General features: G+C 72.1%; 1 protein-coding gene. It reads left to right on the forward strand.

The features are described 5' to 3' along the window. Positions 1-2,832: amino acid adenylation domain-containing protein (locus ABZW30_RS46705; RefSeq protein WP_355677444.1), on the forward strand; the 2,832-nt coding region annotated here is incomplete at both ends.

A 2,832-nucleotide genomic window follows, 5' to 3' on the forward strand; every position in this document is an offset into this window, starting at 1 on the left:
GGCTGACGGGCTCGTTCGAGGGCCGGGTCGTGGTGCTGGACGACGAGGCGGAGCAGGCGCTGATCGCCCAGCTTCCGTCCACCGCGCCGGAGACCACGGTTACCCCGGACAACCTGATCTACGTCATCTACACCTCCGGCTCCACCGGCAGGCCCAAGGGCGTCGCCCTCAGCCACGCCAACGTCCTGCGCCTGTTCGGTGCCACCCGAGAGCAGTTCGGCTTCGGCGCCGACGACGTCTTCACACACTCGCACTCCTACGCCTTCGACTTCTCGGTGTGGGAGATCTACGGTGCGCTGCTGCACGGCGGTCGCGTCGTCGTCGTCCCCTCCTCGGTGATCCGTTCGCCGGAGGAGTTCGTGGACCTGCTGGTCGGGACCGGGGCGACCATCCTGTGCCAGACCCCGACCGCGTTCCGCTCGCTGGTGGCCATGGCCGCCGACGGCGACCCGCGCATCGACCGGCTCGACCTGCGCGCCATCGTGTTCGGCGGCGAGCGGCTCGACCTCCTTGAGGTGCTGCCCTGGACGCGCCGCGTCGGGACGGACCGCCCCGCGCTGATCAACATGTACGGCATCACCGAGACCACGGTGCACTCCACCTACCACCGCGTCGGCGACGCCGACCTGACGCACCCGGCGGACAGCCCGGTCGGCACTCCGCTCGCCGACATGACCATCCACCTGCTGGACGCGGCGGGGCAGCTCGTCCCGGTCGGCGTCCCCGGTGAGATCTTCGTCGGCGGGCCCGCCGTGGCCCGTGGCTACCTCGACCGGCCCGAGCTGACCGCCGAGCGGTTCATCCCGGACCCGTTCGGCCCGGCCGGTTCGCGCCTGTACCGCAGTGGCGACCTGGCCCGCCGACTGGCCGACGGCACCCTGCAGTCGCTCGGCCGCATCGACGGCCAGGTGAAGATCCGCGGCTACCGCATCGAGCTCGGCGAGATCGAGGCCACCCTGCGCCAGCACATGCTGGTGCGGGACGCCGCGGTCACCGTCCACACCACCGCCCTCGGCGAGAAGTCCCTGGTCGCCTACCTGATCCTGACGGAGCAGGGCGCCGACCTGAGCGACCTGCGGGCCCACCTGCGCACCTCGCTGCCGGACTACATGGTCCCGGCCGCCTACGTGCCGCTGACGGAGATCCCGCTGACCCCCAACGGCAAGCTCGACCACCGCGCGCTGCCCGCGCCCGACCAGGCGTCGTTCGCCACGGTCGAGCACGTGGCGCCGCGTACCCCGGTGGAGGAGCGGCTCGCGGCGATCTGGTCGGACGTCCTGGGCGTCGCCCCGGTCGGTGTCGAGGACAGCTTCTTCGACCTCGGCGGCGACTCCATCCGTGCCGTCCGCCTGGTCGGTGCGCTGCGCACCGCCGGCTACGACGTCTCCATCCGCGACGTGTTCCAGTCACGGACGATCGCCGCGATGGCGGCGGGCCTCACCGGCCAGGGCGGCGAGTCCCTCGTCTCGGCCGTGGAACCGTTCGCGCTGATCGGCGACGGGGACCGGGCCGCGCTGCCGGCGGGCGTCGTGGACGCCTACCCGCTGTCCCATGTGCAGACCGGCATCCTCGTCGAAATGCTCCGGGCCGACGGCCTGGGCACCTACCACAACCTCACCTCCTTCCGGATTCCCGACGAGCGCCCGTTCGACGAGTCCGCGATGCGCCGGGCCGTTGAGACCGTCGTCCAGCGGCACGACATCCTGCGCACCTCGATGCACCTGAGCGGCTACTCCCAGCCGCTGCAGCTGGTGCACGCCACCGCGCAGATGCCGGTGACCGTGCACGACTGGCGCGGTCTGGGCGAGCAGCAGCGCGAGGAGCGCGGCCGCGCGTTCGCCGAGCAGGACCGGGCCGAGGGCTTCGACCTGGCCGTGGCGCCGCTGATGCGCGTCGCGATCCACCTGGAGTCCGACGAGGCCTGGCGCCTGACGCTCAGCCACAACCACGCCGTCACCGAGGGCTGGAGCTACCACTCGCTGCTGATGGAGCTGGTGGAGTGCTACCGGCACCTGCGTGACGGCCGTGAGCTGCCCGCCTTCGAGGCGCCGGCCGTCCGGTACGCGGACTTCATCGCGGCCGAGCTGGAGTCGCTGGCCTCCGAGGAGGACCGCGCCTTCTGGCGGGACGTCGTCGGCCGGCACGCCCCGGCCCGGCTCCCCGAGACCTGGGCCGACGACCACGGCAGCGCCGACGACGTCCACCGGGTGTACGTCCGCTACCAGGACCTGGAGGAGGCCCTGCGCCGGCTGGCGACCCGGGCCCGGACCTCGCTGAAGAGCGTGCTGCTGGCCGCGCACCTGAAGGTGCTGGGCTCGCTCGGTACGGAGGACGCCTTCCACACCGGCGTGGTCTACCACGGGCGTCTGGAGGCGCCGGGTGCGGAGCGGGTGCTGGGCATGCACCTGAACACGCTGCCGTTCCCCGCCACCCGGGCGTCGGGCACCTGGCGTGAGCTGGTGGAGCGGGTCTACGCCCAGGAGGCGGAGATCTGGGCCCACCGCCGCTACCCGCTGCCCGCCGTCCAGCGCGACAGCGGCACCGGCGAGCGCCTGATCACGATGCTCTTCGAGCACCAGGACTTCCACCAGGTCGACACCGACACCGTCGACGTCGACGCCAACCTGACCTCCGCGACCAACGAGTTCGCGCTCAGCGTGGTGGCCTCGGGCGGTCGCATCAACATCGGCACCTCGACCGACGTGCTGAGTCGCGTGGCCCTGGAGCGCCTCGGTGCGATGTACCGGATGGTGCTGGAGGCGATGGCGGCTGATCCGGAGGGGGACGCCTCGGTCGTTCCGCTGCCGGAGGCGGAGCGTGCGCTGTTGCTGG

This window comes from Kitasatospora sp. NPDC004669 (assembly GCF_040609455.1).
Lineage (GTDB): Bacteria > Actinomycetota > Actinomycetes > Streptomycetales > Streptomycetaceae > Kitasatospora.